Below are 23,747 nucleotides of genomic sequence, written 5' to 3'. Positions count from 1 at the left end.
GCCAAAGGCCGACCGGACGGACCGGGACAACCAAAATCTTAGTTGCCAAGGCCGGGGGCCGCGGTCTCTAATTAGAAACAATCAAAATCAATCCCGGGAGGTATGTTCCGTGTCTACAGTCAAACTGACGGTGAACGGCAAGGCCGTTGCCGTCGACGTCGAGGACCGCACGCTGCTGGTCCATCTTTTGCGCGACCATCTCAACCTCACCGGGACCCATGTCGGCTGCGACACCAGCCAGTGCGGCGCCTGCGTCGTGCACTTGGACGGCAAGGCGGTGAAATCCTGCACCATGCTGGCCGGCCAGGCCGACGGCGCCAACGTCACCACCATCGAAGGCATCGCCAAGGGCGACGAGCTGCACCCGATGCAGGCCGCGTTCCGCGACAATCACGGCCTGCAGTGCGGCTATTGCACGCCGGGCATGATCATGTCGGCGATCGACATCGTGCACCGCCATGGTGGCCAGCTCGACGAACCCACCGTCCGGCAAGAGCTCGAAGGCAACATCTGCCGCTGCACCGGCTACCACAACATCGTCAAAGCCGTGCTCGATGCAGCCGGACGCATGAAGGTCTCGCAGGCGGCCGAGTAAAGCGGCTCGCCTCGAAAAAGAACCACCGCTGCGGCTTTCGAAGGAAAGCGCAGTCGAAACAATTCCGGTCGGGAGGACCAGACATGGGTGTTGAAGGCATCGGCGCGCGCGTCGTGCGCAAGGAAGACAAGCGTTTCATTACCGGCAAGGGCCGGTACGTTGACGACATCAAATTGCTGGGCATGACCCATGCCCATTTCATCCGCAGCCCGCACGCGCACGCCAAGGTGAAGAAGATCGACTCTTCCGCCGCGCTGAAGATGCCGGGCGTTGTCGCGGTGCTTACCGGACAAGAGCTGGTCGACGACAAGGTCGGCAACCTCATCTGCGGTTGGGCCATCACCTCCAAGGACGGCACCCCGATGAAAATGGGCGCATGGCCGGCGATGGCGCCGGAGACCGTGCGCTTCGTCGGCCAGGCCGTCGCGGTCGTGATCGCCGACAGCAAGAATCTCGCGCGCGACGCAGCCGAATCCGTGGTCGTGGACTATGAAGAGCTGCCGGCGGTCGCCGACATGCAGTCGGCCATCAAGGCGGGCGCACCGCAGCTTCACCCCGAGGCTCCCGGCAACCAGGTCTATGACTGGGTGATCGGCGACGAGGGTGCGACCGATGCCGCCTTCGCCAAGGCCGCCAATGTCGTCAAGCTCGACGTCACCAACAACCGCCTCGCCCCGAACGCGATGGAGCCGCGCGCGGCGATCGCCGATTACGACGCGGCGGAAGAGCACTTTACTCTCTATACGACCTCGCAGAACCCGCACGTCGCCCGCCTCGTGCTGTCGGCGTTCTACAACATCGCCCCGGAGCACAAGCTGCGCGTGATCGCCCCCGACGTCGGCGGCGGTTTTGGCTCCAAAATCTTCATCTACCCGGAGGAGATGGTGGCGCTGTGGGCCTCGAAGAAGGTCGGCCGTCCCGTGAAATGGACCGGCGACCGCACCGAAGCCTTCCTCACCGACGCGCATGGCCGAGACCACGTCACCCATGCCGAGATGGCGTTCGACGCCAACAACAAGATCACCGGACTGAAGGTGAAGACCTACGCGAATTTCGGCGCCTACATGTCGCTGTTCTCGTCGTCGGTGCCGACCTATCTCTACGCGACGCTGCTGTCGGGCCAGTACAACATCCCGGCGATTCATGCCGAGGTGGTGGGCGTCTACACCAACACCACGCCGGTCGATGCCTATCGCGGCGCGGGCCGCCCCGAGGCAAGCTATCTGATCGAACGTCTGATGGAGACGGCGGCGCGGCAGCTGAAGGTCGATCCGGCCCAGCTGCGCCGAACCAACTTCATCACCCAGTTCCCGCACCAGACGCCCGTGATCATGGCCTATGACACCGGCGACTTTAACGCCTCGCTCGACGCCGCGATGAAGGCGATCGACTATGCCGGCTTCGCCGCCCGCAAGGCGCAAGCGAAGTCGCAAGGCAAGCTGCGCGGTATTGGCGTGTCCTGCTACATTGAGGCCTGCGGCATCGCGCCGTCGAAGGCCGTCGGCAGCCTGGGCGCCGGCGTCGGTCTGTGGGAATCGGCGGAGGTGCGCGTCAACCCGGTCGGCACCATCGAGATCCTCACCGGCTCGCACAGCCACGGTCAGGGTCACGAGACGACGTTCTGCCAGCTCGTCGCGGAACGTCTCGGCGTTCCCATCAGCCAGGTCTCGATCGTCCACGGCGACACCGACAAGGTGCAGTTCGGCATGGGCACCTATGGCTCGCGCTCGGCGGCCGTCGGTCTCACCGCGATCCTGAAGGCCATGGAGAAGATGGAATCCAAGGCCAAGAAGATCGCCGCGCATGCGCTCGAAGCGTCCGAAGGCGACATCGTCATCGAGAACGGCGAGTTCAAGGTGGCCGGGACCGACAAGGCGATCGCGTTCCCGATGGTCGCCCTTGCGGCCTACACCGCGCACAATCTGCCTGACGGGATGGAGCCGGGCCTAAAGGAAAGCGCCTTCTACGACCCTACCAACTTCACCTTCCCGGCCGGTGCGTACATCTGCGAGCTCGAGGTCGATCCCGGCACGGGCAAGACCTCCTTCGTCAACTTCGTCGCAGCCGACGATTTCGGCCGACTGATCAACCCGATGATTGTCGAAGGCCAGGTCCATGGCGGCCTTGCCCAGGGCATCGGGCAGGCGCTGCTCGAGCACGCGATCTACGACGCCAACGGCCAGCCGGTCACGGCCTCGTTCATGGATTACTCCATGCCGCGCGCCGACGATCTGCCCTCGTTCAACCTCTCCCACACCACGACGCTGTGCCCGGGCAATCCGCTCGGCATCAAGGGTTGCGGTGAGGCCGGCGCGATCGGCGCCTCTGCGGCCGTGATCAACGCGATCACGGATGCGATCGGCAAGAACAACCTGGAAATGCCCGCAACCCCGGATCGAGTGTGGCGCACGATCCACGCGGCCTGAGAGGAGCAACAAGATGTACCAGACCACCTATCATCGCGCCTCTTCGGTCGACGAGGCAGCCAGCCTGTTCGCCAAGGGCACTGAGGCGAAATTTCTTGCCGGCGGCCAGACGCTGCTGCCGGTGATGAAGCAGCGCCTCGCCAGCCCCTCGGATGTCATCGACCTCGGCAAGATCAAGGAGCTGATCGGCGTCGAGGCCTCCGGCGACACGCTGACCATCAAGGCCGCCACGCCGCATTACGACGTCGCGACCAGCGATGCCGCCAAGAAGGCGATCCCCGCGCTCGCTTACCTGGCGTCGCTGATCGGCGACCCCGCCGTGCGCTATCGCGGCACCATAGGCGGCTCGATTGCCAACAACGATCCCGCCGCAGACTATCCGGCCGCGCTGCTCGCGCTCGGCGCCACCGTGAAAACCAACAAACGGTCGATCTCGGCGGAAGATTTCTTCAAGGGCCTGTTCACCACCGCGCTTGAAGACGGCGAGATCATCACCGCCGTGTCGTTCCCGGTTCCGCAGAAGGCGGGCTATGCCAAGATGCGGCATCCGGCTTCGCGCTTCGCGCTCACCGCCGTCTTCGTCGCGCAGACGAAGTCGGGCGAGGTCCGCGTCGCCGCGACCGGCGCATCGCAGAGCGGCGTGATGCGCGTTGGCGCAATCGAGGCCGCGCTGAAGGCCAATTGGTCGCCTTCCGCAATCGATGGCGTCAGCGTTTCGGCTAGCAATCTGCTGGCCGACATCCACGGCACTGCGGAGTACCGCGCGAACTTGATCAAGGTGATGGCGCAGCGCGCGGTGGCCGCCGCAGGTTGACGATCGCGCTCCAGCGCCTCAACACAAATCTTCCGCGGCGCGCAGCAATGCGCGCCGCTTTTTATTATGCGCCCATGCATGAAAAGCGCTTGCCTCGCTGGCGTGAAGGCGAGAAAAGTTAATCAGCCAATTAACTCGCCCCAGAGAGGAACGTCCGACGCGCCTGCCGAACAATCGGCATCCGCCCGCGACCCGAGGAAACAACACGTGCTCGATAAACCCGCCCAGACCACATCCGCCCGCACCTCCGGCCCGCTCGCGGGCTTCCGAATCGTCGAATTCGCCGGCATCGGCCCCGGCCCATTCGCCTGCATGATGCTTGCCGACATGGGCGCCGATGTCGTCACGCTCGACCGCGTCGGCGCGAAGAAGAGCATGAAGTCGGTGGCGGGCCGCGGCCGCAAGGTGATCGAGCTCGATCTCAAGGACGAGACGGCCATCGCGCAGGTGCTCGACCTGCTCGCCAGCGCCGACGCGCTGGTCGAAGGTTTTCGCCCCGGCGTGATGGAACGGCTCGGCCTCGGCCCCGATGTCGTGCTCGCACGCAACCCAAAACTCGTCTACGGCCGCATGACCGGATGGGGCCAGGAAGGCCCGCTGGCGAATGCCGCCGGCCATGACATCAACTACATCTCCATCACCGGCGCACTCGCCGCGATCGGCACCAAGGAAGCGCCGGTGCCGCCGCTCAACCTGGTCGGCGACTTCGGCGGCGGTGCGCTCTATCTCGTCGTCGGAGTATTAGCCGCACTCCTCGAAGCTCAGAAGTCCGGCAAGGGCCAGGTGGTCGACGCAGCGATGTGCGACGGCGCGGCATCGCTGATGTCGTTCTTCTTCGACATGAAGACGCTCGGCCGCTGGACCGAAGGGCGCAACCGGAACTTCCTCGATGGCGGCGCTCACTTCTATGGTGTCTATGAATGCGCCTGCGGCCATTTCGTTTCGATCGGTTCGATCGAGCCGCAATTCTATGCCCTGCTGCGCGAGCACGCCGGCCTCACCGACGCCGATTTCGATGCGCAGATGGACCCCAAGGCCTGGCCCGCGCTGAAGGAGAAGCTCAAGGCCGTGTTCAAGAGCAAGACGCGCGAGGACTGGTGCAGGATCATGGAAGGCAGCGACATCTGCTTTGCGCCGGTGCTGACCATGTCGGAAGCGACCGAGCACCCGCACATGGTCGCCCGCGACGTCTTCATCGAGCGCCACGGCGTGAAACAGCCCGCGCCCGCGCCGCGCTTCTCGCGTACGCCGTCGGCGGTTCGCGAGCCGGAAGGCGTGGAGATTTCCGCGCTGACGGCTGCGTGGAAAGCGGGCCGCTAAGGCGACGCTGAGGGTTGCAAGCCGGCACCTTTTTGCGTCACTTCGCGTTCACGCCAGTGACACAAGGTGCCTACCCGTGAACCAGACTGACCGCCCGCGGCCCTCTCAAACCATGCGCGTCGGCGCAGCCATTCTCGGCAACGCGCTCGAATTCTACGACTTCACCGTCTACGCGGCCTTCGCCGTCTTTCTCGCCAAGGCGTTCTTCCCGGCGGACAATCCGAATACGAGCCTGTTGCTGACGGTTGCGACCTTCGGCGTCGGCTTCGTGGCGCGGCCGCTCGGCGGTATTCTGATCGGTGCCTACGCTGATCGCTACGGCCGCAAGCCGGCGATGACGCTGACCATCTGGCTGATGGCGCTGGGCACCGGCATGATCGGCCTGTTGCCGACCTACGACCAGATCGGGTTGCTGGCACCGATCCTGCTGGTCTTCGCGCGGTTGCTGCAAGGTTTCTCGACCGGCGGCGAGATGGGACCGGCAACGACCTATCTGCTCGAGAGCGCGCCTGCGCACCGCAAAGGTTTCTTCGGAAGCTGGCAGCTCGCCAGCCAGAACCTGGGCAGCCTGTTCTCTGCGCTCGTCGGCCTTGGCCTCGCTTTCCTGATCACACCCGGCGCCAATGACAGCTGGGGCTGGCGCATTCCCTTCCTGCTCGGGATTCTGATCGCGCCGGTCGGCTACTTCATCCGCAAGAATCTCGATGAGACGCTGGATGCCGAAGAAGCCCATGCCAGCGTCGGCGGCGTACTCTCCGACATCCTGGCCAATCACTGGGGCAAGATCGTGCTGTGCATCTTGCTGATCTCCGGCGCGACCATCGGCCAATACTTCTTCCTCTATACCGCGACCTACGCCATCAACACGCTGCATTACAGCCAGAGCTGGGCGATGACGGCCAACTTCGCTACCTTCGTGAGCGGCACGATCTTCGCCCTGCTCGGCGGCGCACTCGCGGACAGATACAGCCTGAAAGCCATCGCCGTGGTCCCCCGCATCATCGTGACGTTGCTGTTCTATCCCGCGTTGCTTCTGGTGGTGTCGTCGGGCTCGCCGGCCGTGTACGTGGTCACCGTCGCTACGCTGATGGCATTCCATGCGATGTCCGGCGGCGCCGGCATCATCCTCATCCCGCTGATCTTCCCCGCGATTGTCCGCACCTCCGGACTGTCGATCGCCTACGCGCTCGGCGTGACCATCTTTGGCGGCACGGCACAGCTGGTGTTCACCTGGATCATCGGTTCGACCGGCGACAAGCTGTCATGGGTCTGGTACGTCGTCGCCATGGGCATCGTCAGCCTGATCGCGACGATGGCAATGCGGGTGCCGGAAGGTCTTGAGCGAAGGCGGGAGGGTGCAGCACCGAATGCGGCAGTGGCGGGCTCGTCGAGCTAGGGCGAGCGAATACGCACCGCTCTCGTAGGGTGGGCAAAGGCGCAAAGCGCCGTGCCCACCATCTCGCTGTGATCATAGAATAAGTCGTGGGCACGCTTCCGCCTTCGCTCTTCGAGCTACGGCGGACAAGTCGCTCTGCCAACCCTACGGCACTGTGCGCGAGGGCTCCGACCTACGCCGCATTATCCACCTTCAACACCCCGCGCCGGATCTGATCTTCCTCGATCGACTCGAACAGGGCCTTGAAGTTGCCTTCGCCGAAGCCGTCGTCGCCCTTGCGCTGGATGAACTCGAAGAAGATCGGGCCGATCGCATTGGCCGAGAAGATCTGCAGCAGCACCTTGGTCTGGCCGCCGTCGACCACGCCCTCGCCATCGATCAGGATACCGTTCTTCTGCAATCGCTTGACGTCCTCGCCATGCTTGGGCAGGCGCGCGTCGATCCTCTCGAAATAGGTCTCGGGCGGCGACGGCATGAAGGGCAGGCCGGCCTCGCGCAGGCCCTCGATGGTGCTGTGGATCTCGCTGCAGCCGCAGGCGATGTGCTGGATGCCCTCGCCGCGATAGATCGTCAGATATTCCTCGATCTGGCCGGAATCGCCGGCGTCCTCGTTGATCGGAATCCGGATCTTGCCGTCCGGGCTGGTCAATGCGCGCGAGAACAGGCCTGAGGCGCGGCCCTCGATGTCGAAGAAGCGGATCTGGCGGAAGTTGAACAGTTTTTCGTAGAAACCCGTCCAGACATCCATGCGGCCGCGATGGACGTTGTGGGTGAGGTGATCGAGATAGAACAGGCCGGCACCGAGCGGGCTCGGATCGCGCGCACCGAGCCATTCGAACTCGGCATCATAGGCCGAGCCCTTGGCGCCGTAGCGATCGACGAAATAGAGCAGGCTGCCGCCGATGCCCTTGATCGCGGGCACATCGAGCGTCTTCTGCGCCGATGACGCATCGGCTGGCTCCGCACCAAGCGCGATCGCGCGGTCATAGGCCGCCTTCGCATCGACCACGCGGAATGCCATCGACGGCGCGCAGGGGCCGTGCGCGGCAACGAACTCATAGCCGTGGGTGCCGGGCGCCTCGTTGACGAGATAGTTGATGTCGCCCTGGCGATAGACCGTGATTGTCTTGGTCTTGTGGCGCGCGACCGGCGCGTAACCCATCAGCTTGAACAGGTCATGCAGCTCCTGCGGATTGGGATGCGCATATTCGACGAACTCGAAGCCGTCGGTGCCCATCGGATTGTCGGCTGTGATCGTGGCCGGCGGTGCATCGTGCGGAAACGGACCCATGGCGCTCTCCCAATTGCTGCTGGAAGGAACTATCCTTCATAAGACGTGCAAGAAGCGTGCAAACGAGACGAAATTTAGCTATCGTATGCACGATCTGTGCATGAAATGGATATTAAACGCATGATTTCCGTGGATGCCTTCGACCTCAGGATCCTGGGCGCGCTCCAGGATGACGGCCGCCTCACCAACCAGGAGCTAGCCGAGCTCGCCGGCCTCTCGGCCTCGCAATGTTCGCGCCGGCGGATGCGGCTGGAGGAGGAGAAGGTGATCGCCGGCTACCACGCCGACCTCTCCAGCGAGGCGCTCGGCTTCGGCGTGATCGCCTTCATCCAGGTGGGGCTCGCGACCCACTCGCCGGACAACTCGAAACGCTTCCGCGCGCTGGTGAACCGGATCGACGAGATCCAGGAGGCCTATTCGCTGACGGGCGATGCCGACTACGTGCTCAAGGCTGTGCTGCGTGATCTCAAGGGGCTCTCCAACCTCGTCAATGACGTGCTGATGCCGCACCAGAGCGTGGCGCATGTGCGCTCCTCGATCGTGCTCGACCGGCTTAAAGAAAGCTCGCGGCTGCCGCTGAAGGAGATCAAGCCTGGCTGAAATCGAGGGAACTACGCCATTCGCGCTATGCGCGCGATCTGCGATGATCCCGGCCAGCTTTCGGAGATTCAACCATGGCCCTCCAGCTTCGACCGAACTGCGAATATTGCGATCGCGATCTGCCGCCTGATGCAATTGATGCGCGGATCTGCTCCTACGAATGCACGTTCTGTGCAAATTGCGTAGAGACAAAACTCTCCAACGTCTGCCCGAACTGCGGCGGCGGCTTTGCCCCGCGCCCGATCCGGCCCACACAGGAATGGCGGCCGGGCCTGTGCACGAGCAAACAAGCGCCATCCGACAAGCGGGTGCATCTGAAATACAGCGTGGAGGACGTCGCCGCGCATTGCGCGCGGGTGCGCGACGTGGCGCCGGAGAGGCGGTAGACTCTCTCCACACCGTCATTGCGAGCGCAGCGAAGCAATCCAGAGTCCCTCCGCGGAGCGACTCTGGATTGCTTCGTCGCTTCGCTCCTCGCAATGACGGGGATCGTGGCAGTGGCGAAGCCTACTCCGCCGCCAGAATCGTCCCCTCGACCTCGCCGAACCCCACGCGATAGCCGTTGCCCTGGCACCAACCGCGCATGACGAGACTGTCGCCGTCCTCCAGGAACGAGCGCTTGGCGCCACCGGGCAGCTCGGTCGGCTCGGTGCCGTTCCAGCTGATCTCCAGCAGGCTGCCGCGCTGGTTCTTCTCCGGCCCGGAGATGGTGCCGCTGCCGAGGAGATCGCCGACATTCATCGCGCAGCCAGAGGAGGCGTGGTGCATCAGCTGCTGCACCGACGACCAGTACATGTATTTGAAGTTGGTCCGGCTGATGCCGGCGGGCGCATTGGCGCCTGCCGCGCGCAAGGAGACGTCGAGCTCCAGATCGTAATTTTGGGGCTTCGCCTGCCTGAGATAATCAAGCGGCACCGGCTCCTGCGCCGGCCCTTTCAGGCGGAACGGCTCCAGCGCCTCGCGCGTCACCACCCACGGGCTGATCGAGGTCGCGAACGCTTTCGCGAGGAACGGCCCGAGCGGCACATATTCCCATTGCTGGATGTCGCGTGCGCTCCAGTCGTTGAGCAGCACGAAGCCGAAGATCATCTCCTCGGCCTGTTTTTCGCTCAGCATGCCGCCCATCGGCGAGGGCTGGCCGATCACCACACCCATCTCCAGCTCGAAATCGAGCCGCTTGCATGGGCCGAAGCTCGGTACCTCCACATTCGGCGGCTTCAACTGCCCGCGTGGCCGCTTCACCTTGGTACCGGAGACCACGACAGTGGAGGCGCGGCCGTTATAGGCGATCGGCATGTGCAGCCAGTTCGGCTGCAACGCATTGTCCTTGCCGCGGAACATGACGCCAACATTGGTGGCGTGCTCTTTCGACGAATAGAAATCAGTGTAGCCGGAGACCGCGAACGGCAGATGCAGCTTGACCTCGCGCATCGGCACCAGCGCCTGCTTGCGCAGTTCCTCGTTGTCGCGCAGCTCCGGATGATCGTGGCGCAAGAGCTCGCTGATCCGCGCCCGCGTCTTGGTCCAGACCTTCTGTCCCAGCGCCATAAAGGGATTAAGCGAGGGCCCTGAGAATACGCCGAGCGGACCGACCTCGAGCCGGGAATCCTGCTCGAGCTCCCAGAGATCGAGCACGTAATTCCCGATCGCGACACCGACCCGCGGCGTCGGATTGGCGGCGGTCGAGAACACGCCGTAGGGCAGGTTCTGGATCGGGAAGTCCGAGGCGGGATCGACCTCGATGAAGGAGCGGAGGCTGGGGTCGTTGGGGTGGGGCATTGGTCTCCTGCCTGATTTCTTTTGAGTCTTCTCCGCTGTCATTCCGGGGCGCGCGGAGCGCGAGCTAAGATGCGCGATTGCGCATCTGAGAATCCATACTCACGATCATGGTTATGGATTCCGGGCCTGCGCCTTCGGCGCATCCCGGAATGACGAAGCAACTACGGCCGGTTCGGATCGAACCGCTTCTCGAGTCCCTTCCAGCAATCCGCGTAATCGTCCTGTAGCGTCGAAGCGTTTGCGGCATGCGCTGTCACGCGCTGCGGGTAGCGGGTCTCGAACATGAAGGCCATGGTACCCGTGAGCTTCACCGGCTTCAGCTCGCCGTTGCTGGCATGCTCGAAGGCGTCGCGATCCGGGCCGTGCGGCAGCATGCAATTGTGCAGGCTGATGCCTCCGGGCACAAAGCCTTGCGGCTTGGCGTCGTAGACGCCGTAGATCAGACCCATGAACTCGCTCATGATGTTCATGTGATACCAGGGCGGGCGGAAGGTGTTGTCGGCGACCAGCCAGCGCTCGGGAAAGATCACGAAGTCGATATTGGCGGTACCCGCGGTCTCCGAGGGCGAGGTCAGCACCGTGAAGATCGAGGGATCGGGATGGTCGAAGCCAATCGCGCCGACCGGCGAGAAGGTGCGCAGATCGTATTTGTAGGGCGCATAATTACCGTGCCAGGCAACGACGTCGATCGGCGAATGGGGCAAGGTGGTCTTGAACAGCGACCCGCCCCATTTCACGAACAACTCGGTCGGCGTGTCCTTGTCCTCGTAGGACGCGACCGGCGTCAGGAAGTCCCGCGCGTTCGCAAGACAATTGGCGCCGATCGGCCCGCGCTCCGGCAGCGTGAAGGCGCCGCCGTAGTTTTCGCAGAGATAGCCGCGCGCCGGACCGTTTGGAATCTCGACGCGGAATTTGACGCCGCGCGGGATCACCACGATCTCGCCGGGCTCGGCGTCGATCCGGCCAAATTCGGTGACGAGGCAAAGGTTGCCCTGCTGAAGCACGAACATCAGCTCGCCGTCGGCATTGTAGAAGTGCTGGTCCACCATCGACTTGGTGATGAGGTAGACATGCGCGGCCATGCCGGCCTGCGTATTGACGTCACCCGCCGTCGTCATGGTCTGCACGCCCTGGAGGAAGGTCATGTCTTCCTTCGGGATCGGTGCCGGGTCCCAGCGCAGCTGCGCGATCGGCAAATCATATTCATGGCACGGCGCCGAGCGCCACAGGCCGCCATCGGCCTTCTCGAAGCGGCCGGAATGCTTCACCGAGGGGCGGATGCGATAGAGCCAGGAGCGCTCGTTGGTACCGCGCGGCGCGGTGAAGGGCGAGCCCGAGAGCTGCTCGGCATAGAGGCCATAGGCGCAACGCTGCGGCGAATTGCGCCCGATCGGCAGAGCGCCCGGCAGCGCCTCGGTCTCAAAGCTGTTGCCGAAACCGGACATATAGCCCGGCGTCACCTGCGCCGAACTGCGGATGATCTGATCAGGCGAGGTATTGATGTTCATGACTATCCTCCTCCTTGCAGGGCCGCCCACATTTCCTGGTCGCGCTTGTCGGTCCAGATCACGGGATCGTCGATGCCCGATGCCTCGTCATAGGCGCGCGACACGTTGAACGGCAGGCAGTGCTCGTAGATGGCGAAGCTGTGGAACTTCGGATCCATCACCTCGCGGGTCGCGGCCATCGATTCCTTCAGCGTGCGCCCCTTGGCGACCGAGACTTCAGCCGCCCCATAGAGCGAGGTGACGAAATCGCGCGTCATCGCGATGGCCTCGCGCACCGTGGCCGTGCCCTTCAGCGCATCGCCGCGGCCCGGCGCGATCGCCTTGGGATTGAAATTTCGAATCTCGTTCAGCGTCAGCGGCCATTCGCGCAAATGCGCATCGCCGCAATAGCAGGCCGAGTGATATTCGATGAGATCGCCGGAGAACATCACCTCGGCGTCCGGCACCCAGGCGACGATGTCGCCGGAAGTGTGGCCGGCGCCGAGCTGCATCAAGCGCACTTCGCGCTTTCCCAGATAGATCGACATCTCGCCTTCGAAGGTCAGCGTCGGCCAGGTCAGTCCGGGAATGCTTTGGGCATCCTGGAACAAGCGCGGAAAACGACCATACTCGGAATCCCAATCCTGCTGGCCGCGCTCCTCGATCAGACGATAGGTCTCCTGCGAGGCGACGATGCCCTGCGCCTTGTAGGCGGAGGCGCCGAGCACGCGCACCGCGTGATAATGCGACAGCACGACATATTTGATCGGCTTGTCGGTGACGGTGCGGACGCGGTCGATCACCTTGTTGGCCATCGCCGGCGTCGATTGCGCATCGAACACGAGGCAACCGTCGTCGCCGACGATGATCGCCGTGTTCGGATCGCCCTCGGCGGTGAAGGCGTAGAGATCAGTACCGATCTCGGAGAAGGTGATCTTCTTCTCGGAGAGATCGCCGGTGGATGCGAAGTTCTTCGCCATCAATTCATCCTTACGTTCTTTGCTTCAAGCGTTTGGGTTATTGTTGCTGTTGCTGTTGTTGCTGCTGGCCATCGATCATGCGGCGTTTCGCCAGCACGAGCGCTTCCCTCAGCACGTCGATATCGCCGATATGGTTGGCAAGGATCAGCACCAGCGCCGCATCGAAATCGGCGCTCTGCTCGTCGGTCAGGCCGCGATGCGCTTCGACGATGGCGCGAAAGGCATCATCGGGCCGCGCGAAGTTGGAGCTGGTGGAGAGCGGCATATGAGACCTCAATTCAGACCTGCGGCCCGCGACAGCGCGGCAGCGATCGCCTCACGCGTCGGATGGCGAAAGCGCGCTGCGACGTAGCCGTCGGGCCTGAGCAGATAGGCAGAGCCCGGCTCGGCGTCATAGCGCTTGGCGATGAGCCCCAGGGAATCGGCAAGTCCGTCCTCGCCGCCGATGCGGATGTTCTTGACGCCATAGGGCACATCGATCGCTGCGCCATTGTTGAACGAAAGCAGAGTGAAGTCCGTTCCGCCCTCGCGGAATGCATCCGTCAAATAAATCCCCGCCGACACGGGAGCATCCAGCATTGAACAGCCCGGCGACGGTCCACCGCGCCAGGCATCCGCATCGCGCGATGACAGCGGAGCATCATAGCTGCATGGCACCGACAGCCGGCCGCCATTGACCATGCGCTTGCCGAACTCGGTTTCCTTGGCGAGCGCCAGCACCGCCTGGCGCAGCCGGGCTTCCTGATGCGAGTTCGGCGCCATGAAATCGGTCGAGCGCGTGGATTCGCGGATATTCTCGTCGGCCGCCAGACTGCGCTCGACATGGTAGCTTTCGAGCAGGCTTGCGGGCGAGGTGCCGCGCAGCGCGCGATCGAGCTTCCACGCGAGATTCTCGGCGTCCTCGAGTCCCGAATTGGCGCCACGCGCGCCGAAGGGCGAGACCTGATGCGCGGAATCGCCTGCAAAGATCACGCGGCCGTGGATGAAGCGATCCATTCGCCGGCACTGGAACCTGTAGAGCGAGATCCATTCGAATTCGAACTGGTCGTGGCCGAGCATCCGCGCGATGCGCGGCCGCACGTTTTCTGGCCTCTTCTCGACGATGGGATCGGCATAGCGATTGAGCTGGAGATCGATGCGCCAGACGTCGTCGGGCTGCCGATGCAGCAGCGCCGAGCGTCCGGCATGAAACGGCGGGTCGAACCAGAACCAGCGCTCGGTCGGGAATTCCGCCGTCATCTTCACGTCGGCGATTAGGAATTGATCCTCGAACACCTGTCCGGCAAACTCGGCGCCGACCATCTGCCGCAGCGAAGACCGCGCGCCGTCGCAGGCGACGACATATTGCGCATGCAGCCGATAAGCGCCTTCGGGTGTCTCGATCGTCAGCACAACGGAATCGTTGCGCTGCTCGACCGCCGTCACCTTGTTGCGCCAGCGCAGGTCGATCGCCGACAGATCGCCGATGCGATCAACCAGATAGGCCTCGGCGTAATATTGCTGGAGGTTGATGAAGGCCGGCCGCTTGTGGCCGGCCTCGGGCAGCAGATTGAACTGATAGAGCTGCGACTCGCCGTGAAAGATGCGACCGACGCTCCACACCACGCCCTTGTCGACCATGCGGTCGGCAACGCCGAGCCGGTCCCAATATTCCAGCGAGCGCTTCGAGAAGCAGATCGCGCGCGAGCCCTCGCCGATGCGGTCAGCATCATCCAGAAGGACGACGGGCTGGCCACGCTGGGCGAGATCGATCGCCAGCGACAGTCCAACGGGCCCGGCGCCGACGACCACGACCGGATGCTCGGCCGGACTTTGGCCCGAGCGGTCCTGGTCGGAGTGACGGCGATAGCCGAACTGGGTTTTGGCCTGATGCGTATTGGCGCCCGCCATATACTAACCTCGGCTCTGGTCAGGAGAGGACTGATCTGCTAGATAGTCTCACGTGCAACTATTTTGGCCCGGAGCCGGCCGGCCGTCAACTGGAATTCGGAGCGCTCTCCTTGGCGAGGACATCCAGCGACATCGCGTTGAAGACACGCGAAGCCGACGAGGCTTCATCGCGACCCAAGTCGCGGCTCGATCTGTTCAGATTCGTGCCGTTTCGCCTCAACCGGTTGGCGGCAGAAGTCAGTTCCGCGCTCGCAGTCGAATATCAGGAACGTCACGGCCTCGACATTCCGGCCTGGCGCGTGATTGCCACGCTCGGCTTCCGCAACGATGCCTGCAGCGCGCAGTACATCTCGCAATGCACCCGCACGCACAAATCAACCATCAGCCGCGCGGTCACCGCGCTGCTGCATGACGGCCTGATCGAGCGGGTCGAGAACGAAGCCGACCGCCGCGAATTCCGCCTGCAGCTAACCAAGAAAGGCCGCGCTCTCTACGAGGAGCTGTTCCCGCAATTGCTGCGGCGGGAAGACGAAATTCTCGCCTGCCTGTCGGCGCAGGAACGCAAGCAGCTCTCCGCGCTGCTCGGCAAGATCGAGCATAGCCTCGACCTGATCCAGACCAGCGAAGAGGCCGACGCCAAGCAGGCGTATTGATCACTTCGCAAACGACCGCGTCGGCGGCAAATGCAGTGCCCACGCATCGACCTTATCGCTGGCGCGTGGATAGATCTCGGTCACGATCGGATCGTGGCCAGGAATGAACCGGTCGGGATGTCCAGCGAGACGCTCGATCGTCTCCCAGCCAACGGCCATGTCGCCGACATTGTAGACGATCGGGAACGGGCTGCGGCGCTGCAGATTGGCGTAGTAATGCGCGGCGTCGGACGCCAGCACCACCGGACCGCGCGCGGTCTCGACCGTGACCACCTGCAAGCCGTCCGAATGGCCGCCGACACGGTGCACGGAGACACCGGACGCGATCTCGCCGTCGCCCGAATAGAAATTGACGCGCTCGCCATAGACATGGCGCACCATCTGGGTGACGTGCTCGACCGAGAATGGATGTCGCAGCAGTCCGTTGCACATGCAGCGCCCCGTGGCGTAAGCCATCTCGCGCTCCTGGAGATGGAAGCGCGCATGCGGGAAACGATCGAGATTCCCGGCGTGATCGTAATGCAGATGCGTCACGATAATGTCGCGGATGCTCGACGCCGCGACGCCAAAGCGCTCCAGCGCATCGACCGGATTGAGCGTCAGCTTGCGCGCGCGGGAGGTCGCCTCCTCGGCATTGAAGCCGGTATCGACCAGAATATCGCGGCCCTGCCCACGGATCAGCCAAACGAAGTAGTCGAGGTCCTGCGCCGCGCTGTCATGCGGGTCGGGCGCCAAAAAATTCATGCTGGGGGTGCGCGGCGACATCGTCGCATAACGCAGGGCGTAGATTTCGTAGGCGTTTCCCATGACTTTGATCCCGGTTTTTGCTTTTTCTGAACGGACCTGCCGCGCACCAAGCCATTGCCCGCCGTAAAGGTCAAACGTCTGAGACTGCGGTGGACGCAGGGCGCAATGTGAGACCAATCACATTTTCATCGCGAGTCCCGGCCTAACATGACGGCCGGAACCCTGAACGAGAACGCGTCTAGTAGCGCCGTGACCACCGATTTATCCGCTCGCAGCCGACCTGTGCATCGCGGTCAATTGTCGCGATAGTGCCGAATCTCCAAGCGGTTGACGCCCCCACTCCCCGGTTTGATAATGCACATTGCGTAAGTTAAGGTCGCCGCGGCGCAAGCTGGGAACGGCGCCTTTTTGGCTGGACCGCGCTGATTATGAAAACTCGCCTGCTTTTTCTTCTGCCATTGCTTGTCTCGCTCATCCCGACCGCGCCATCGCATGCGGCCGGCGATCGATATGCGCTGGTCATCGGCAATGCCAAATATCCGGATGCGGACAGCCCGCTGAAAGAGCCGATCAACGATACCCGCGATGTCGCCGACGAGCTCAAGCGCGACGGCTTTTCCGTCGAGGTCGGCGAGAACCTGACCGGCGACGGAATGCGCCGCGCCTTCGACAAGCTTTACGGCAAGATCAAGCCGGGCTCGGTGGCGTTGGTGTTCTACAGCGGGTTCGGCATCCAGTCGGCACGCCAGAGCTACATGATCCCGGTCGACGCGCAGATCTGGACCGAGTCCGACGTCCGTCGCGACGGGTTCAGCATCGAAGCGATCCTGGGCGAGCTCAACACCCGCGGCGCCGGCGTCAAGATCGCGCTGATCGATGCCAGCAGGCGCAACCCGTTCGAGCGGCGGTTCCGCAGCTTCTCGGCGGGTCTGACCCCGGTCATCGCGCCGAACGGCACGCTGGTGATGTATTCGGCGGCGCTGGCGTCCGTAGTGTCGGACGCCGGCGGCGACCACAGCCTGTTCGTCCAGGAACTGCTCAAGGAAATCCGTGTCCCCGACCTGATGGCGGAGGAAACGCTGAACCGCACCAAGATGGGCGTCACCCGCGCTTCGCGCGGCGAACAGGTACCGTGGATATCGTCCTCGCTCGCCGAGGATTTCTCGTTCATTCCGGGTGCCGCAGGATCGCGCCCAACGGCGACGACCCCGCCACCGGTGCCTCCCGCACCGCCCCCGGTCGCCAACAACCCGCCTCCGGCTCCTCCGGCTCCGGCCGCCCCGCCAGCACCATCCGTGGCTGCGAACAATCCGCCGGCGCCGCCTGCACCTCCGTCACCACCGCCGCCGGCACCGAAGCCGCAGGTTGAGGCCGCGCTGCCTCCGCCGGCACCGCCGGTCAAACCGGCCGAACCCGCCCCGGCGCCGAACGCCGATGGCGGCCCGAGCGCGGCTGCGCTGGCTGAGGATCCCACCATCAAGGGCCTGACGGCCAAGATCGCCGCCAATCCGGACGACGTGAATGCGCTATACCGGCGTGGCCAGGTCTATGCCAGCAAGGGCGCCTACAGCCTCGCCATCAGGGATTTTGACGACACGCTCCGGATCAACACGAAGGACGTCGAGGCGCTGAACAACCGCTGCTGGACCCGTGCCGTGGTCGGCGACCTCCAGGCCGCGCTGAAGGATTGCAATGAGGCGCTGCGGCTGCGTCCGAACTTCGTCGATGCGCTGGACAGCCGTGGGCTGGTGAACCTCAAATCCGGGGCAGTGAAGAACGCCATCGCCGATTTCGACGCCGCGCTGAAGATCAACCCGCGCCTCACGTCCTCGCTCTACGGCCGGGGCGTGGCGAAGCAGCGCAACGGCTCGGCCCAGGAGGGTGCACTCGACATCGCCAATGCCAAAGCGATGGACCCGAACATCGCTGGAGAGTTCGCAAGTTACGGAGTACGTTGATATTTTTTTGATTTGAGGCCGGCAGCCCCTCGAACCCGTGGCGGTCCGGCAAGACTAATGGAACGGATGCCGCAGGTGGCCTTGCCGGGGCCCCTTGCAGGAATTTCGGAACCGCGCGGGCTCGCGCAGGAGGGACTGGCAATGAGATTGGTTGCAAAGGGACTGACCGCGATCCTCTCCGTCATCACCATCGGCGCCGCGCTGTCGCTGACGCTCCCGCCTGCCTTCGCCGGCGACGGCAACAGCAAGAACGTCACCGAGGATGAGATCGTTCGCGCGCTGGCGCCGCAGCCAAAGAAGCCCCTGACCCGCGGCCTCTCGATCGCTCCACAGGCCGATCCGGCGCCGAACCCGGCGGAAACCAAGCTGATCCAGTCTGTCCGCGGCCGCGCCACGCGCTCGCTGTCCTCGACCGAGCGCGAGGAGCTCGCCTCCGTCGCCAAGGACAAGCCGAATATCGATCTCGAAATCACCTTCGACTACAATTCGGCCGACATCAGCACCAAGTCGCTGCCTTCGGTGCAGGCGCTGGGCCGCGCACTGACAAGCCCCGATTTGAAGGGGTCGACCTTCGTGGTCGCCGGCCACACCGACGCCGCCGGCAGCGAGGGCTACAACCAGGAGCTGTCGGAACGTCGTGCGGATTCGATCAAGCGCTACCTCGTCGCGAAACACAGCATTGCCGCCGCCGACCTCGTCACCGTCGGTTACGGCAAGAGCAAGCTGAAGGATCCGAACCAGCCGATGGCGGAGGTGAACCGCCGCGTGCAGGTCGTGAATATGGAAAACAAGACCACCGCCTCGAAGTGACCACGACGTAATCCTTTGCAGTGACCAGTCGTGATGTGGTGTAAAGTCTTGCTCCCAGCGCGCGTCCCGCAGCCCTGCGGGACGCCGCTTCGTTTCAGGGAAACGATCCCAGCAACCCCGAGCCAGGCCAGGATGATCCGGCGATGAACATCTCCGAATATCTCAAGCCTGCGGGAACCGTGGCGTTCATCCTTGCGCTCGGCGTCGGCTATTACTGGTTCGAGCATCGGCATCGCCCCGAGGCAAAGGAGACGCCGGGCGAGGCGCTCGTCATCGTGGCGAAGTCGACCAATGCCTGCTTCTCCGACCTGGTGCGCGTCACCGGCTTCTTCGTGCCGCGGCGCGAGGCCGTGGTCATGGCCGACCAGGAAGGATCGAAGGTCACCGATCTCTTCGTCACCGAAGGCGCCCTCGTCACCGAGAACCAGGAGCTGGCGCGCCTGACGGCGCCGCCACAGATCCCGGGTCAGCCGCAAAGGTCGGGTCCGCAGGGTCCGATCTCGCTGAAAGCACCCGCGCCGGGGCTCGTCACGGAAGTGCGAACCATCGTCGGTGCGCCGGCCTCGCCGCAGGCGGGACCGATGTTCCGCATCGCCGTCAACAACGAGATCGAGCTGGATGCTCAAGTCCCGGCCGTGCACATGCCAAAACTCAGCCCCGGCGCAACGGTACGGATCAGCCGGGACGAGGCCGCCGATCTGATCGGCCGGGTCCGGCTGGTTGCCCCCGAGATCGACCGCGCCACGCAACTCGGCCGCGTCCGCATCAGCGTCACCAACAATCCATCGCTGAAGGTCGGCGTGTTTGCCCGTGCCTCGATCGACGCCAAGCGAAGCTGCGGCGTCGCGGTTCCCAAGACGGCGATCGACCATCTCACCGTCCAGGTGATCAAAGGCAACACCGTCGAGACACGTCGGGTGCGTGTCGGGCTGACATCCGACAGCCAAACCGAAATCCTTGAAGGTGTCGACGTCGGCGAAATCGTCGTGGCCGACGCAGGCTCTTCGCTCCATGACGGCGACCAGATCAAGACCATGTTCGCCGATGAACTCGATCGCACGCGGGTACGCTGATGGCTCTCAATATCTCGGCATGGTCGATCCGGAATCCGCTGCCGTCGGTGGTGTTTTCGATCATCCTCCTGATCCTCGGCTGGACCTCCTTCACCAAGCTCGCGGTGACGCGACTGCCCTCGGCCGACATTCCGGTGATCTCGGTCGCCGTTTCGCAGTTCGGCGCAGCACCTGCCGAGCTCGAGTCCCAGGTTACCAAGACCATCGAAGACGCGGTCTCCGGTGTCGAAGGCGTGCGGCACATCGGGTCGCAGATCACCGACGGCCTTTCCCTGACCACGATCCAGTTCGCGCTGGAAACCAACACCGACCGCGCGCTCAACGACGTCAAGGACGCCGTGACGCGGGTGCGCTCGAATCTGCCGCAGAACGTGAACGAGCCGCTGATCCAGCGCGTCGACGTGATCGGCCTGCCGATCGTCACTTACGCCGCGATCTCGCCCGGAAAGACGCCAGAGCAGCTCTCTTATTTCGTCGACGACGTGGTCAAGCGTGCGCTTCAGGGAGTCCGTGGCGTCGCCCAGGTCGAGCGCATCGGCGGTGTCGAGCGTGAGATCCTTGTCTCGCTCGATCCCGACCGCCTGCAGGCGATGGGACTGACCGCCGTCAACGTCAGCCAGAGCCTGCGCGGCACCAATGTCGACGTCGCCGGCGGTCGCGCCGAAATCGGCAAGAACGACCAGGCGATCCGGACGCTGGCCGGCGCCAAGACGCTCAGCGACCTGGCCGGCACCATGATCGCGCTGTTCAGCGGCGGCGAGGTTAGGCTCGACGACCTCGGCACCGTCACCGACACCATCGCCGACCGCCGCACCTTCGCACGCTTCAACGGCGAGCCGGTAGTTGCACTCGGCATCAAACGGTCCAAGGGCGCCAGCGACGTGGTGATCGCGGCCGCGGTCGCGAAGCGGATCGACGCGCTCAAGGCCGCGTATCCCGACGTCGACCTGAAACTGATCGACACTTCCGTCGAATACACCAAGGGCAATTACGAGGCTGCGATCTCCACCTTGTTTGAAGGTGCGATCCTCGCCGTCGTGATCGTGCTTTTGTTCTTGCGCGATCTGCGCGCCACCATCATCGCCGCGATCTCGCTGCCGCTGTCGATCTTCCCGGCGTTCTGGGCAATGGACATCCTCGGCTTCTCGCTCAACCTGGTCAGCTTCCTCGCGATCACGCTGTCGACGGGTATTCTCGTCGACGACGCGATCGTCGAAATCGAGAACATCGTTCGGCACATGAACATGGGCAAATCGCCCTATCGGGCCGCGCTGGAGGCCGCCGACGAAATCGGCCTCGCGGTGATCGCGATCTCGCTCACGATCATCGCGATCTTCGCGCCCGCAAGCTTCATGTCGGGTATTGCAGGACAATTCTTCAAACAATTCGGCATCACCGTGTCGGTGCAGGTGTTTTTCTCGCTGCTCGCGGCGCGCTTCGTGACGCCAATGCTGGCGGCCTACTTTCTCAAACATGGCAATCATGCGGAGCCGCCGCCGGGCCGAGTACTGCGAGGCTATCACCGGGTCGTAACGTGGTCGGTGAAGCACTATTTCCTCACCGTACTGGTCGGCTTTGGAATCTTCGCCGCCTCGATCTGGAGCATCACGCTACTGCCGCAGGGCTTCCTGCCTGCGCAGGACAGCGCGCGATCGCTGCTGGCGCTCGAATTGCCGCCGGGCACCCAGCTCGCCTACACCGAGAAGGTCACCGAGGACATCGTCGCACGGCTGCGTAAGCGGCCCGAGGTCAAGAGCATTTTCGTCGATGGCGGGCGCGTTCCACCGGGGACCCAGGAAGTCCGCCGCGCCGCCCTGATCATCAACTACACGCCCAAGAGCGACCGCGACATCACTCAGCGCGAACTGGAATTCTCGATCAGCCAGGAGCTGGAGAATATCCCGGACATCCGCTTCTGGTTTCTCGACGATAACGGTCTTCGCGCAATCGCACTGGTCGTGACCGGCGCCGATGCCAATATCGTCAACAATGTCGCAAGCGAACTCGCGACGCAGATGAAACGAATTCCAACAATCTCCAACGTGATCTCGGAGACCACGCTGGAGCGGCCCGAGCTGCGTATCGAGCCGCGCGCCGATCTCGCGGCCCGGTTGGGCGTATCGACCGAAAGCCTGTCTCAGACCATTCGTGTCGCGACGATCGGCGACGTCGGTCCTGCGCTTGCCAAGTTCGACGTCGGCGACCGCCTGGTGCCGATCCGCGTGCAGCTCGAAGACGCGGCGCGCGGCAATCTGAAGACACTCGAGCAGTTGCGCGTGCCGCTCGGCGAGCACGGCGAGAAGGGCGGCGTGCCGCTCTCGGTCATCGCTGACGTCAAGCTCGACCAAGGCCCGACCAGCATCAATCGCTACGACCGCGAACGCCAGGCCACCGTCGCAGCCGACCTCGTCGGCTCCGCCGCGCTCGGCGACGCCACCAAGAAGATCTACGATCTGCCGGTGATGAAGAGCCTGCCGAAGGGCGTGAGGGTCAGCCCCTCCGGCGACGCCGAGAGCCTGAACGAACTGTCCGATGGCTTCGCCACCGCGATCACATCGGGCCTGATGATGGTCTATGCCGTGCTGGTGCTGCTGTTCGGCACCTTCCTGCAACCGATCACCATCCTGTTCTCGCTGCCGCTGTCGATCGGCGGTGCCATCGCGGCCCTGCTCGTCACCGGCAAGCAGCTCACCACACCGGTGTGGATCGGCATCCTGATGCTGATGGGCATCGTCACCAAGAACGCGATCATGCTGGTGGAATTCGCCATCGAATCCATTCGCGCCGGCAAGCCGCGCGACGAGGCCATGATCGATGCCGGCATGAAGCGCGCCCGCCCGATCGTCATGACCACGATCGCGATGGCCGCCGGCATGATACCCAGCGCGCTCGCCGTCGGCGCGGGTGGCGAGTTCCGCTCGCCGATGGCGCTTGCGGTGATCGGCGGCCTGATCTTCTCGACCATCCTGTCGCTGGTGTTCGTGCCCGCGATGTTCATGGTGATGGACGACCTCGGCGCCCTGATCTGGCGCTTCGGCAAGCGGCTGATCGTGCACAGCGAGGACGCGGAAACGAGCGATCATCATGCGGCTCCGCCCGCCGGCGCTGCGACCGCGGAGGCGACGCCGGCGCCGAAGAGCATCGTGCATCCGGCGGCGGAATAATTGCGACTCCGACGATGAAGCAGTCTGGTGGCGCGCCTACTCGTTCCGCGCGATCGCCGTCAGCTTGGTCATGTTCCGCAGCAGGATGCGTCCGCGCTGGAGATCGAGGATCGCTTCCTTGCGCCAGGCCTGAAGCTGGCGGTTGACGCTCTCGCGGGCGGCGCCGACGAAGACGCCGAGCTGCTCCTGCGAGATGTGCACCTCGGAACCGAAATCAGCGGCGAGCGCGCAAAGCCGCCGCGCCAGCCGCACCGGCAGCGGCTGCAGCATGGATTCTTCCATGCGCTCGCTCTGCCAGCGGATGCGCTGACACAGCAGCGCGATGATCTTGATTGCGACCTTTGGCTCGCGCTCGAGGAAGGCGAGGAAGTCTTCGCGCCGCAGCACGAACAATTCGCTGACCTCGCCAGCGGTCGCATCCGCGGTGCGGCTCTGGCCGTCGAGCACCGCAACTTCACCGAACAGGTCTCCCGGCCCCATGAAGTTCAGCGTCAGCCGGCTGCCATCGGAGGCGCCGGTCTCGATGCGGACCTGGCCGCGGCGCACGCCGAACAGCGCGTCGCCCGCATCGCCCTTCTGGAACAGCACCTCGCCGTTCCCCAGATGCTGGGTGTGGCAGAGGTTGGACAGCCGCTGGAGTTCGTCCGTCCCGAGATCGGCGAACATGGCATTCATTTTCAGAATGACCGCAAATTCGGCCTGCTTGCTCATTTCAACGTCCTTGTGAATTTCTTCGGCAAATCGCTTGGAAGCATCGTCGTCAG

20 protein-coding genes are annotated in these 23,747 nt (G+C 63.9%); 12 read left to right on the top strand and 8 right to left on the bottom strand.

Annotation, left to right across the window (positions count from 1 at the left end; all coding sequences use genetic code 11):
- The first annotated feature begins 109 nt into the window (after positions 1-109).
- The 5 genes from K3F49_RS30870 to K3F49_RS30850 all read left to right on the top strand — a co-directional run bounded on the left by K3F49_RS30870 (position 110) and on the right by K3F49_RS30850 (position 6,551).
- On the top strand, positions 110-595 hold the full coding sequence (locus tag K3F49_RS30870; RefSeq protein WP_234684669.1) for a (2Fe-2S)-binding protein: 486 nt from the start codon (positions 110-112) through the stop codon (positions 593-595).
- Between the two features lie 83 nt (positions 596-678).
- The gene (locus tag K3F49_RS30865) at positions 679-3,021 is read left to right on the top strand and encodes a xanthine dehydrogenase family protein molybdopterin-binding subunit (RefSeq protein WP_234684668.1); all 2,343 of its coding nucleotides are present in this window, start codon (positions 679-681) and stop codon (positions 3,019-3,021) included.
- Between the two features lie 13 nt (positions 3,022-3,034).
- Positions 3,035-3,835, top strand: a complete 801-nt coding sequence (locus K3F49_RS30860) for an FAD binding domain-containing protein (RefSeq protein ID WP_234684667.1) — start codon at positions 3,035-3,037, stop codon at positions 3,833-3,835.
- Between the two features lie 207 nt (positions 3,836-4,042).
- The gene (locus tag K3F49_RS30855) at positions 4,043-5,155 is read left to right on the top strand and encodes a CaiB/BaiF CoA transferase family protein (protein WP_234684666.1); all 1,113 of its coding nucleotides are present in this window, start codon (positions 4,043-4,045) and stop codon (positions 5,153-5,155) included.
- A gap of 76 nt (positions 5,156-5,231) precedes the next feature.
- A complete protein-coding gene (locus K3F49_RS30850) occupies positions 5,232-6,551 on the top strand; it encodes an MFS transporter (RefSeq protein ID WP_234684665.1) in 1,320 nt (439 codons plus the stop codon).
- Positions 6,552-6,723: 172 nt separating this feature from the next.
- Here K3F49_RS30850 and hppD read toward each other — a convergent pair whose 3' ends face one another.
- The gene (gene hppD / locus K3F49_RS30845; protein WP_234684664.1) at positions 6,724-7,842 is read right to left on the bottom strand and encodes a 4-hydroxyphenylpyruvate dioxygenase; all 1,119 of its coding nucleotides are present in this window, start codon (positions 7,840-7,842) and stop codon (positions 6,724-6,726) included.
- A 120-nt stretch (positions 7,843-7,962) separates the two neighbouring features.
- Between hppD and K3F49_RS30840 the strand changes: the two genes are divergently transcribed.
- Positions 7,963-8,442, top strand: coding sequence for an Lrp/AsnC family transcriptional regulator (locus K3F49_RS30840; protein WP_234684663.1), 480 nt, complete (start codon positions 7,963-7,965; stop codon positions 8,440-8,442).
- 74 nt (positions 8,443-8,516) lie between these two features.
- Positions 8,517-8,828, top strand: coding sequence for a DUF1272 domain-containing protein (locus tag K3F49_RS30835; protein WP_234684662.1), 312 nt, complete (start codon positions 8,517-8,519; stop codon positions 8,826-8,828).
- A 121-nt stretch (positions 8,829-8,949) separates the two neighbouring features.
- Here the strand turns inward: K3F49_RS30835 and fahA are convergent, their stop codons facing one another.
- The 5 genes from fahA to K3F49_RS30810 form a co-directional block, all read right to left on the bottom strand.
- A complete protein-coding gene (gene fahA / locus K3F49_RS30830) occupies positions 8,950-10,221 on the bottom strand; it encodes a fumarylacetoacetase (protein ID WP_234684661.1) in 1,272 nt (423 codons plus the stop codon).
- Positions 10,222-10,382: 161 nt separating this feature from the next.
- Positions 10,383-11,729: a homogentisate 1,2-dioxygenase gene (hmgA, locus tag K3F49_RS30825; RefSeq protein ID WP_234684660.1), complete on the bottom strand. Its 1,347-nt coding sequence runs from the start codon at positions 11,727-11,729 to the stop codon at positions 10,383-10,385.
- A gap of 2 nt (positions 11,730-11,731) precedes the next feature.
- Positions 11,732-12,688 carry an MBL fold metallo-hydrolase gene (locus tag K3F49_RS30820; RefSeq protein WP_234684659.1) on the bottom strand — a complete coding sequence of 319 codons (957 nt, stop codon included), beginning with the start codon at positions 12,686-12,688 and terminating at the stop codon, positions 11,732-11,734.
- A 37-nt stretch (positions 12,689-12,725) separates the two neighbouring features.
- Positions 12,726-12,953 carry a DUF2783 domain-containing protein gene (locus K3F49_RS30815; RefSeq protein ID WP_234684658.1) on the bottom strand — a complete coding sequence of 76 codons (228 nt, stop codon included), beginning with the start codon at positions 12,951-12,953 and terminating at the stop codon, positions 12,726-12,728.
- Positions 12,954-12,961: 8 nt separating this feature from the next.
- Entirely contained in the window at positions 12,962-14,578 is a 1,617-nt protein-coding gene (locus tag K3F49_RS30810; RefSeq protein ID WP_234684657.1) for an FAD-dependent oxidoreductase, read from the bottom strand.
- 110 nt (positions 14,579-14,688) lie between these two features.
- Between K3F49_RS30810 and K3F49_RS30805 the strand changes: the two genes are divergently transcribed.
- Entirely contained in the window at positions 14,689-15,231 is a 543-nt protein-coding gene (locus K3F49_RS30805; RefSeq protein ID WP_234684656.1) for a MarR family winged helix-turn-helix transcriptional regulator, read from the top strand.
- Here K3F49_RS30805 and K3F49_RS30800 read toward each other — a convergent pair whose 3' ends face one another.
- Entirely contained in the window at positions 15,232-16,038 is an 807-nt protein-coding gene (locus K3F49_RS30800; protein WP_234684655.1) for an N-acyl homoserine lactonase family protein, read from the bottom strand.
- A 368-nt stretch (positions 16,039-16,406) separates the two neighbouring features.
- Here K3F49_RS30800 and K3F49_RS30795 point away from each other — a divergent pair, with 368 nt between their 5' ends.
- The 4 genes from K3F49_RS30795 to K3F49_RS30780 all read left to right on the top strand — a co-directional run bounded on the left by K3F49_RS30795 (position 16,407) and on the right by K3F49_RS30780 (position 22,983).
- Positions 16,407-17,936, top strand: a complete 1,530-nt coding sequence (locus tag K3F49_RS30795) for a caspase family protein (protein WP_234684654.1) — start codon at positions 16,407-16,409, stop codon at positions 17,934-17,936.
- A 141-nt stretch (positions 17,937-18,077) separates the two neighbouring features.
- Entirely contained in the window at positions 18,078-18,746 is a 669-nt protein-coding gene (locus tag K3F49_RS30790; protein ID WP_234684653.1) for an OmpA family protein, read from the top strand.
- 143 nt (positions 18,747-18,889) lie between these two features.
- Positions 18,890-19,819, top strand: a complete 930-nt coding sequence (locus tag K3F49_RS30785; protein ID WP_234684652.1) for an efflux RND transporter periplasmic adaptor subunit — start codon at positions 18,890-18,892, stop codon at positions 19,817-19,819.
- Positions 19,819-22,983 (top strand): efflux RND transporter permease subunit, encoded by a 3,165-nt coding sequence (locus K3F49_RS30780; RefSeq protein ID WP_234684651.1) that lies wholly within the window; start codon positions 19,819-19,821, stop codon positions 22,981-22,983. The genes K3F49_RS30785 and K3F49_RS30780 overlap by 1 nt, the downstream gene beginning before the upstream one ends.
- Positions 22,984-23,019: 36 nt before the next feature.
- On the opposite strand, the gene K3F49_RS30775 is transcribed toward K3F49_RS30780, so the two are convergent.
- Positions 23,020-23,694: a Crp/Fnr family transcriptional regulator gene (locus K3F49_RS30775; protein WP_234684897.1), complete on the bottom strand. Its 675-nt coding sequence runs from the start codon at positions 23,692-23,694 to the stop codon at positions 23,020-23,022.
- Positions 23,695-23,747: the final 53 nt, after the last annotated feature.

Source organism: Bradyrhizobium monzae, from assembly GCF_021458635.1.
Lineage (GTDB): Bacteria > Pseudomonadota > Alphaproteobacteria > Rhizobiales > Xanthobacteraceae > Bradyrhizobium.
Note: the sequence above shows the minus strand (reverse complement) of the source record. Positions and strands in the feature narration are given on the sequence as shown.

Coding starts and splice junctions, on each gene's coding strand:
- K3F49_RS30865 (WP_234684668.1), top strand. CDS start 679: ATGGGTGTTGAAGGCATCGGCGCGCGCGTCGTGCGCAAGGAAGACAAG.
- K3F49_RS30860 (WP_234684667.1), top strand. CDS start 3,035: ATGTACCAGACCACCTATCATCGCGCCTCTTCGGTCGACGAGGCAGCC.
- hppD (WP_234684664.1), bottom strand. CDS start 7,842: ATGGGTCCGTTTCCGCACGATGCACCGCCGGCCACGATCACAGCCGAC.
- K3F49_RS30840 (WP_234684663.1), top strand. CDS start 7,963: ATGATTTCCGTGGATGCCTTCGACCTCAGGATCCTGGGCGCGCTCCAG.
- K3F49_RS30835 (WP_234684662.1), top strand. CDS start 8,517: ATGGCCCTCCAGCTTCGACCGAACTGCGAATATTGCGATCGCGATCTG.
- fahA (WP_234684661.1), bottom strand. CDS start 10,221: ATGCCCCACCCCAACGACCCCAGCCTCCGCTCCTTCATCGAGGTCGAT.
- hmgA (WP_234684660.1), bottom strand. CDS start 11,729: ATGAACATCAATACCTCGCCTGATCAGATCATCCGCAGTTCGGCGCAG.
- K3F49_RS30820 (WP_234684659.1), bottom strand. CDS start 12,688: ATGGCGAAGAACTTCGCATCCACCGGCGATCTCTCCGAGAAGAAGATC.
- K3F49_RS30815 (WP_234684658.1), bottom strand. CDS start 12,953: ATGCCGCTCTCCACCAGCTCCAACTTCGCGCGGCCCGATGATGCCTTT.
- K3F49_RS30810 (WP_234684657.1), bottom strand. CDS start 14,578: ATGGCGGGCGCCAATACGCATCAGGCCAAAACCCAGTTCGGCTATCGC.
- K3F49_RS30800 (WP_234684655.1), bottom strand. CDS start 16,038: ATGGGAAACGCCTACGAAATCTACGCCCTGCGTTATGCGACGATGTCG.
- K3F49_RS30795 (WP_234684654.1), top strand. CDS start 16,407: ATGAAAACTCGCCTGCTTTTTCTTCTGCCATTGCTTGTCTCGCTCATC.
- K3F49_RS30790 (WP_234684653.1), top strand. CDS start 18,078: ATGAGATTGGTTGCAAAGGGACTGACCGCGATCCTCTCCGTCATCACC.
- K3F49_RS30785 (WP_234684652.1), top strand. CDS start 18,890: ATGAACATCTCCGAATATCTCAAGCCTGCGGGAACCGTGGCGTTCATC.
- K3F49_RS30780 (WP_234684651.1), top strand. CDS start 19,819: ATGGCTCTCAATATCTCGGCATGGTCGATCCGGAATCCGCTGCCGTCG.
- K3F49_RS30775 (WP_234684897.1), bottom strand. CDS start 23,694: ATGAGCAAGCAGGCCGAATTTGCGGTCATTCTGAAAATGAATGCCATG.